Annotated in this window: 9 protein-coding genes and 1 pseudogene; 6 read left to right on the forward strand and 4 right to left on the reverse strand. The window is 67.6% G+C overall.

Features of this window, described 5'->3' with window-relative positions; all coding sequences use genetic code 11:
* A pseudogene (locus VF662_RS01670) lies at window positions 1-236 on the reverse strand (lysine decarboxylase); the annotation flags it as partial.
* A gap of 10 nt (window positions 237-246) precedes the next feature.
* On the reverse strand, window positions 247-885 hold the full coding sequence (locus VF662_RS01675) for an extensin family protein (RefSeq protein WP_464136948.1): 639 nt from the start codon (window positions 883-885) through the stop codon (window positions 247-249).
* A 91-nt stretch (window positions 886-976) separates the two neighbouring features.
* Between VF662_RS01675 and VF662_RS01680 the strand changes: the two genes are divergently transcribed.
* The 6 genes from VF662_RS01680 to VF662_RS01705 all read left to right on the forward strand — a co-directional run bounded on the left by VF662_RS01680 (window position 977) and on the right by VF662_RS01705 (window position 6,832).
* Window positions 977-1,603, forward strand: a complete 627-nt coding sequence (locus VF662_RS01680) for a ferric reductase-like transmembrane domain-containing protein (RefSeq protein WP_464136950.1) — start codon at window positions 977-979, stop codon at window positions 1,601-1,603.
* Window positions 1,600-1,902, forward strand: a complete 303-nt coding sequence (locus tag VF662_RS01685) for a PepSY domain-containing protein (RefSeq protein ID WP_464136952.1) — start codon at window positions 1,600-1,602, stop codon at window positions 1,900-1,902. Before VF662_RS01680 ends, VF662_RS01685 begins: the two co-directional genes overlap by 4 nt.
* Before the next feature lie 92 nt (window positions 1,903-1,994).
* Window positions 1,995-3,140, forward strand: a complete 1,146-nt coding sequence (locus VF662_RS01690; RefSeq protein ID WP_464136954.1) for a phosphoserine transaminase — start codon at window positions 1,995-1,997, stop codon at window positions 3,138-3,140.
* A 9-nt stretch (window positions 3,141-3,149) separates the two neighbouring features.
* Entirely contained in the window at window positions 3,150-4,727 is a 1,578-nt protein-coding gene (gene serA, locus VF662_RS01695; RefSeq protein WP_464136956.1) for a phosphoglycerate dehydrogenase, read from the forward strand.
* 66 nt (window positions 4,728-4,793) lie between these two features.
* Window positions 4,794-6,083: an adenylosuccinate synthase gene (locus VF662_RS01700; protein WP_464136958.1), complete on the forward strand. Its 1,290-nt coding sequence runs from the start codon at window positions 4,794-4,796 to the stop codon at window positions 6,081-6,083.
* Window positions 6,083-6,832, forward strand: a complete 750-nt coding sequence (locus VF662_RS01705; RefSeq protein ID WP_464136961.1) for a class I SAM-dependent methyltransferase — start codon at window positions 6,083-6,085, stop codon at window positions 6,830-6,832. Before VF662_RS01700 ends, VF662_RS01705 begins: the two co-directional genes overlap by 1 nt.
* A gap of 3 nt (window positions 6,833-6,835) precedes the next feature.
* Here the strand turns inward: VF662_RS01705 and VF662_RS01710 are convergent, their stop codons facing one another.
* Window positions 6,836-7,756: a chorismate synthase gene (locus VF662_RS01710; protein WP_464136963.1), complete on the reverse strand. Its 921-nt coding sequence runs from the start codon at window positions 7,754-7,756 to the stop codon at window positions 6,836-6,838.
* Window positions 7,753-7,911: SDR family oxidoreductase (locus VF662_RS01715; protein WP_464136966.1), on the reverse strand; the 159-nt coding region annotated here is incomplete at its 5' end. The genes VF662_RS01715 and VF662_RS01710, both read right to left, overlap by 4 nt.

Below are 7,911 nucleotides of genomic sequence, written 5' to 3' on the forward strand. Positions count from 1 at the left end.
CCGTAGAAGACGAAGGTGGATTCGATCCCGGCTTCGTCGAGCAGAAGCTCGGGCTTCAGGAGCTCGAGCTGAAACCGGACCGGGCGCAGATCCTGCCGGAGCAGGAAATCCATGTCCTGGAAGGCGAGGCGATAGGCCGGATCCTCCGTCTGCGGGCTGGAGGTCGGCTGGTTGGCGACTGCGGCTTCTTCGCGCGCGGGATGGAACACGCTCTTGGGCGCTTTGGGATCGGTCATTGCCGGGCCTTTAGCGGCAATAGGGTCCCTGTCCCATATCAAAGTGAAAGTGGTTGCGGTGATAGGCGTTGGCATCGGGCCCCAGCACGACGCCGAAGCGGCGGCATCCCGCCTGATGCGCATCCCGGAGGAAGCGGCGGACGTTCTCGTCCTCGGCGTTCCAGCCGTCGAGGACGGTGACCCGCCGCCCGTCGGCAAGCACGAAGGCGGCGACATCCACGGCGTTGGACCGTCCATGCTCGCTCAGCCGCCCGCCCGCCTGTCCATTGACGGGCCGGCAGGAATAGGTGCCGAAGCTTTCGATGCGGGCGACGCGGCTCCCAAGCCAACGCTCGGCGGCGGGCTGCACCGCCTCCCGGCTCCAGCGGGCGAATTGCCGGGCGAGGACGCAGGTCATCGCGCCGAGATTGGTTACGGGCGTGCCGATGTCCCTGAGCTGCACGGTGCCGATGGCGGTGCAGCCGTTCTCGAACAGGCGGTCGGGCAGGATCCGGAATTCGACGCCTTCGCGGCGAAGGTCGGCGTGGCATTGAAGCGTGGCCTTGTCCGGCTCGCCTGGCTTCTGCGCCTTCGAAGGCTTCTCCGGCGCATCCACCTGGGGGATGCAGCCGGCGAGGAGCAACAGGGCCAGGAACAAGGGGTTACGCATCGGCGGAGAGACTGCTTGGAGGGGCCTCCGGGGTCAACCGGGATGGCGTCCCTGCTCTTGATAATCATTCGCAATTAGCTAGGAGGGCCGCGTGTTGAGCGCGATCAGGCCGGCTGCAGATTCGAAGCCCTTGCTCTGGGCGGTGCTGGCGCTGCCTGCCGTCTCGATGATGTGGAGGTATAATTTGGACGCCGGGATGTTGCCCGGCGACCTCCTCCATCCGAGCGGCGAATGGTCGGCGCGATTGATCATCCTGGCGCTGATGCTGACGCCGCTGTCGATGATCTTCCGCGGCAGGCGCTGGACGGCGTGGCTGATCCGGCGCCGGCGGGATCTCGGCGTGGCCGGCTTCCTCTACGCTCTGCTTCACCTGCTCTTCTACCTGCTCGACATGGAGACGGTACGAAACGTGCTCGCCGAATTGGGCCCGCTCGGCATCTGGACGGGCTGGGCGGCCTTCTTCCTGTTCCTGGTGCTCGCGCTGACCAGCAACGATGCTTCCATGCGGGCGCTGAAGGGCGGCTGGAAGAAGCTTCAGCGGCTCGCTTATCCGGCGGCGTTCCTCACCCTGCTCCACTGGATGTTCGTTCACGACAAATATCTGCACGCGCTCCTGAACTTCGCGCCGCTCGCTCTGCTCCAGGCGTGGCGGCTCGTCCTCGTCAGCCGCGGCCGCACGCACCGTTTCAGCCCCTCAACCCAAGGAGAACAAGCATGAAGTATCTTTATCACGTCCTGGCCGCTGCCATTGCGCTCGCCGCGGCAAGCCCGGCCTTGGCGACCGGCAAGATGACCTGCAATGCAGGCCCGCAGTCCAAGTGGAAGAGCCAGGCGGCGCTCCAGGCTTCGCTGAAGAAGCAGGGGTGGCAGGTGCGCAAGTCCAAGGTCGATGGCGGTTGCTACGAGGTTTACGGCACCGATCCGCAAGGCAACCGCGTCGAAGCATATTTCCACCCCGTGACGTTCGAGAAGCTGCTCGTATCGCGCCGGGGCGAGGTGCTGTTCCGGAAGAAGTGACTTGTCGTTGACAGGCCCGCCCGCTGCTTTAAGTCCGCGGGCGGGCCACGCCGTCCCAACGCGGCGCGTGCTCTCTGCGAGGAGAGTTGAACATGACTGAACGACCGGGCGAGAAGCCCGACCGCCCTTATTTTTCGTCCGGACCCTGCGCGAAGCCGCCGGTATGGGGCCCCGAACATCTGGCACTCGGCTCGCTCGGCCGCTCCCATCGCTCGAAGCTCGGCAAGGCGCGGCTCGGCCATGCGCTGGAGCTGACCCGTAAGGTGCTGCGGGTGCCGGCGACGCACCGGATCGGCATCGTCCCCGCCTCCGATACCGGCGCCATGGAGATGGCGATGTGGTCGATGCTCGGCGCCCGGCCGGTGACGATGCTCGCTTGGGAGAGCTTCGGCGAAGGCTGGGTGACCGACGTCGTCAAGCAGCTGAAGCTGGATGCCAGCGTGGTGAAGGCGCCTTACGGCGCGCTTCCCAATCTCGCTGCCGTCGATCCCGCGACCGACGTGGTTTTCACCTGGAACGGGACCACGTCCGGCGTCCGAGTGCCGAACGGCGACTGGATCAGCGATGCGCGGGAGGGGCTGACGATCTGCGATGCGACTTCGGCCGCCTTCGCGCAGGACCTGCCGTTCGACAAGCTCGATGTCGTCACCTTCAGCTGGCAGAAGGTGCTCGGCGGGGAGGGCGCGCACGGGGTGCTGATCCTCAGCCCGCGTGCGGTCGAGCGGCTCGAAAGCTACGTGCCGGCCTGGCCGCTGCCGAAGATCTTCCGGATGACGAAGGGCGGCAAGCTGGTCGAGGGCATCTTCCAGGGCGACACGATCAACACGCCCTCGATGCTGGCCGTCGAGGATTACATCTTCGCGCTGGAATGGGCGCAGGGGCTCGGCGGGCTTGGAGCGCTGATGGCACGGGCCGACGCCAACGCTGCCGCGCTCGACGAATGGGTGCAGCGGACGCCCTGGATCGAGCATCTCGCGGTCGATCCCGCGACGCGCTCGAACACCAGCGTCTGCCTGAAGTTCGCCGAGAGTGTGGGGCTCGACGCCGAAGCGCAGGCGGCGCTCGTCAAGAAGATCGCGTCGCTGCTGGAGGCGGAGGGGGCGGCGTTCGACATCGCCAGCTACCGCGACGCTCCGCCCGGGCTCCGTATCTGGTGCGGAGCGACCGTCGAGACCGACGATATCGTTGCGCTCGGGCCATGGCTCGATTGGGCCTACGAGCAAGCGCGCGTCGCTTAAGGGGGAATGATGGCAAAGGTTTTGATCTCGGATCAGATGGATCCGAAGGCGGCGGAGATTTTCCGGGCACGGGGGCTGGAGGTCGACGAGCGGCCCGGCCTCTCCAAGGACGAATTGAAGGCGATCATCGGCGGTTATGACGGCCTCGCCATTCGATCGGCGACCAAGGTGACGCCCGACGTGATCGAGGCGGCGGCGAACCTGAAAGTGGTCGGCCGCGCCGGCATCGGCGTCGACAATGTCGATATCCCTGCGGCCACCTCGAAGGGCGTGGTGGTGATGAATACGCCCTTCGGCAACTCGATTACCACCGCCGAGCACGCCATCGCGCTGATGTTCGCGCTCGCCCGCGAGCTTCCCGCCGCCGATGCCTCCACGCAGGCGGGCAAGTGGGAGAAGAACCGCTTCATGGGCGTGGAGCTCACGTCCAAGACATTGGGGCTGATCGGGGCCGGCAATATCGGCTCGATCGTCGCCGAGCGCGCGATCGGCCTCAAGATGAAGGTCATCGCCTACGATCCCTTCCTGACGCCGGATCGGGCGCTGGACCTCGGCATCGAGAAGGTGGAGCTGGACGATCTCCTCGCCCGCGCCGATTTCATCACGCTCCACACGCCGCTCACCGATCAGACGCGCAACATCCTCAGCCGCGAGAATCTGGCGAAGACCAAGCCGGGCGTGCGCATCATCAACTGCGCGCGCGGCGGCCTCATCGACGAGGCGGCGCTGAAGGAGATGCTCGAGAGCGGCCATGTCGCCGGCGCGGCCCTCGACGTGTTCGTCGAGGAGCCCGCAAAAACCAATCCGCTGTTCGGAACGCCCGGCTTCGTCGCGACTCCGCATCTCGGCGCATCGACGACCGAGGCGCAGGTCAACGTCGCTATCCAGGTCGCCGAGCAGATGGCGGATTTCCTGACCACCGGCGGCGTCACCAACGCCCTCAACGTGCCCTCGCTCTCCGCCGAGGAGGCGCCGAAGCTGCGGCCTTACATGGCGCTGGCGGAAAAGCTCGGCTCGCTGGTCGGGCAGCTCGAAGGCAAGCGCATCACCGGCGTCTCGATCGAAGTCGAGGGCGCGGCGGCCGGCCTCAACCAGAAGCCGATCACCGGCGCGGTGCTCGCCGGGCTGATGCGCGTCTATTCGGACACGGTGAACATGGTGAACGCGCCGTTCCTCGCCCGCGAGCGGGGCCTCGACGTGCGCGAGGTCCGGCATGACCGCGAGGGCGACTATCACACGCTGGTGCGGGTGAGCGTGCAGACCGCCGACGGGGAGAAGACGGTCGCCGGCACCCTCTTCGGAAATGCAGCGCCGCGCCTGGTCGAGATATTCGGCATCCGGGTCGAGGCGGAGCTCACCGGCGAGATGATCTACATCGTCAACGACGACCAGCCCGGCTTCATCGGCCGGCTCGGAACGGCCCTGGGAGAGGCGGGCGTCAATATCGGCACGTTCAACCTCGGTCGCCGCGCAACGGGCGGCGAGGCGATCGCTTTGGTGTCGGTCGACGATCCGATCGGAGTGGACCTCGTCAAGAGGCTGAAGACGCTGCCCGGCGTGCGGGTCGTAAAGCCGCTTCGCTTCTGATGATGGACGGTTTGTCCGCAAGCCCTTAGAGGCGGCGCGTCCCCAGGTTTCCGGAAGGCTGCTGCATTGGCAAACGTAACCGTCATCGGCGGCCAGTGGGGCGATGAAGGCAAGGGCAAGATCGTCGACTGGCTGGCGAGCCGCGCGGATGTCGTCGCGCGCTTCCAGGGCGGGCACAATGCCGGGCACACATTGGTCGTGGGCGAGCAGGTCTACAAGCTCTCGCTGCTGCCGTCGGGCATCGTCCGCGGCACGCTCTCGGTGATCGGGAACGGCGTGGTGCTGGATCCCTGGGCCTTGAAGAGCGAGGTCGAGAAGCTGACCGAGCAGGGCGTGGCGATGACGCCCGAGACCCTGCAGATCGCCGACACCTGCCCGCTCATCCTGCCCTTCCACCGCGATCTCGACGCGCTTCGCGAGGATGCCTCGGGCGCGGGCAAGATCGGCACGACAAGGCGCGGCATCGGCCCTGCCTATGAGGACAAGGTCGGCCGCCGCGCCATCCGGGTGTGCGACCTTGCCCATCTGGACGCGCTCGGGCCGCAGCTCGACCGCCTCTGCGCCCATCACGACGCGCTCCGCGCCGGCTTTGGCGAGCCGCCGATCGACAGGGCTGCGCTGACGCGGGAGCTGGCGGAAATCGCCGACTTCGTGCTGCAATATGCGCGTCCCGTCTGGCTGACTCTGAACGAAGCCAAGGCCCGCGGGCGCCGCATCCTGTTCGAGGGCGCTCAGGGCGTGCTGCTCGACGTCGATCACGGCACCTATCCGTTCGTGACGTCGTCCAACACCATTGCCGGCACCGCGGCCGGGGGCACGGGGCTCGGTCCGTCGGCGGCGGGGTTCGTGCTGGGTATCGTGAAGGCCTATACGACCCGTGTGGGCTCGGGTCCTTTTCCGAGCGAGCTCGAGGACGAGATCGGACAGCGGCTGGGGGAGCGGGGGCGCGAATTTGGGACGGTCACGGGCAGGAAGCGCCGCTGCGGCTGGTTCGACGCGGTGCTGGTGCGCCAGTCCTGCGCCGTCTCGGGCGTGACGGGCATCGCGCTCACCAAGCTGGACGTGCTGGACGGGCTGGACGAGATCAAGATCTGCACCGGCTACCGGCTCCGCGGCGAGCTGATCGACCATCTTCCGGCCCATACGGCCGACCAGGCGGCGGTGGAGCCGGTCTACGAGACGATCGAGGGGTGGCCGCAATCGACCGCAGGCGCGCGCAGCTGGGCGCAGCTTCCAGCCCGCGCGATCAAATATATTCGCCGGGTCGAGGAGCTGATTCGGACTCCGGTCGCGCTCGTCTCGACCAGCCCGGAGCGCGAGGACACGATCCTCGTCCGCGATCCTTTCTCCGACTGATGACGTCGCGCGAGACGACGGGGCTGCTGCCGCGCTCCGCGGAGGATCGGGTGGTTGGCGCGGAGGGGCGCTCTTTGAGCGACTGGGCCGCCTTGCTCGGGTTCGGCGCGATCCAGTGGCCGTGGCTGCTGATGAGCCTTCGCGGCGGCACCAGGGCCGAGAAGCGCGCCTTGCTGGACCGGCTCGGGCTGCCGCACGACGCGCTTCCGAACCTCGGCAGCTGGAAGGCGGATACGGGGCTCCTGACGCTGGTGGCGGACCATATCCTCGCGGAGAAGCCGCGCACGATCGTCGAATTCGGCACCGGCGCATCGACCCTGATCGTGGCGCAGGCGCTGAAGCTCGCCGGCGGAGGCGACTTCCTGAGCTTCGAGCAACATCCGGAATTCGTTCAGGCGACGCGCGAATGGCTTCACGCGCACGGTCTCGAAGCCGACCTCCGGGCGGTGCCGCTGCGGCCGTCCCCAGGCGGCTGGCCGGGCCTCTGGTACGATCATGGGGATCTGCCGGAGCGGATCGAGTTCATGCTGATCGACGGGCCGCCCTGGACCATCCACCCGTTCACCCGAGGCGCGGCCGCCACCCTGTTCGATCGCATTGCGCCCGGCGGGGTGGTGATGCTCGACGACGCGGCCCGGCCGGGGGAACGGGTCGTTGCGCGGCGATGGCGAAAGGAGTGGCCGGATTTCGACTTCCGGCTGCTGAAGAGCGGAACCAAGGGGACGCTCGTTGGAAGGCGGAAGCGTTAGCCGCTACCCGCACTGGGCCCGGTGCAGGAGCTTATGGTCGGCAAGGACGAGCGCCATCATCGCCTCCACCACCGGCGCTCCGCGGAGGCCGACGCAGGGATCGTGCCTGCCGCCGACGCCGAGCGCCCGCACCGAGGAGGTCGGCTTGAACGCGGCGCGGATAACGATCGGCCCGCCCGTGGCGATGCCGCCGAGGATGCCGCCCGCCGTGGCGGGATCGGCATTGTCCTCGCCGCGGAGGGCAGCGGCGCCGAAGCCCGCGCCTATCTCGACCGCTTTCACGGCGTTGATCGACATCATCGCGGCTGCGAGATCGGCGTCGAGCTTGGCGTAGACCGGGGCTCCCCAGCCCGGCGCGGCGCCGGTGGCGACACATTCGATCACGGCACCGACCGAGCTTCCGGCTTCCCGCGCTTCGTCGAGCAGCGTCTCCCACTCCGCCTCGTCCGATGAGCCGCCGATTTCGACCGGACGTGCCTCTATCGACACCTCAGGGATCACCAGCCGCGCGACGGCACCGGCGGCAACCCGCGACGCGGTCTCCCGCGCCGAAGCCCGCCCTCCACCGCGCGGATCGCGGAGCCCGTATTTGGCTTCGTAGGCCGCGTCGGCGTGACCCGGGCGGTGCGGCAGGGCGGCATAATCCTTCGAGCGCTGGTCCACATTCTCGATCATCAGGCTGATCGGAGTGCCCGTCGTGCGGCCTTCAAAGACACCGGAGAGGATGCGGACCTTGTCGGGCTCCGCACGCGGGCTGGTGTGCCGAGACAGGCCCGGCCGCCGCCGGTCGAGCCACGGCTGGATATCATCTTCGCTGAGGGTGAGCCCGGGAGGGCAGCCGTCCACCACCGCGCCGATCGCCGGCCCGTGGCTTTCGCCCCAGGTCGAGAAGCGAAACACCCGTCCGAAGCTGTTGAAGCTCACGTCGTCGAGATGTCCGGAGCGTCTTCGGCCTTCATCCCTACGACGTTGTAGCCGGCATCGACGTGGTGGATTTCGCCCGTCACGCCGCTTGCAAGGTCCGACAGGAGGTAGAGCGAGGCCCCGCCGACCTCGTCGATCGTGATGTTGCGGCGGAG

It is taken from the genome of Allosphingosinicella sp., from assembly GCF_036387215.1.
In the GTDB taxonomy this organism is placed as follows: domain Bacteria; phylum Pseudomonadota; class Alphaproteobacteria; order Sphingomonadales; family Sphingomonadaceae; genus Allosphingosinicella.